Annotated in this window: 1 protein-coding gene; it reads left to right on the forward strand. The window is 41.0% G+C overall.

The window, feature by feature from the left end; genetic code table 11:
• Positions 1-128 precede the first annotated feature (128 nt).
• Positions 129-308 carry a hypothetical protein gene (locus D0T60_RS19120; protein ID WP_370524934.1) on the forward strand — a complete coding sequence of 60 codons (180 nt, stop codon included), beginning with the start codon at positions 129-131 and terminating at the stop codon, positions 306-308.
• Positions 309-322 lie beyond the last annotated feature (14 nt).

The following is a 322-nucleotide window of genomic DNA, read 5'->3' on the forward strand; positions in this document are numbered from 1 at the left end:
CCCAACGGATCATGGTCTGATATTAATTACGAAGATAAAAAGCGTTCCGGCTGGGAACCTAAAATACATGCCGAACGCATCTTGGAGATGTCAGCATCGTTGTAAAACAACGCGATGTTGTTGGAAATATAATGCAGGAATGGCTTGAGGGGTGGCTAAAGCAGATTGCGTTGCAGAATGAGATAAACGCTTTGGCTAAATCAGCACAAAGCAACAGAATGCGCAATGATATATTTTTCATATTCCATTTGTTTCCGGTACTGTTCTTCTTTACCTTTCGGCACCAATCGCTCAAACCCTTCATCTAAAAGTTGATTAAACA

It is taken from the genome of Bacteroides sp. 224 (assembly GCF_010500995.1).
Lineage (GTDB): Bacteria > Bacteroidota > Bacteroidia > Bacteroidales > Bacteroidaceae > Bacteroides.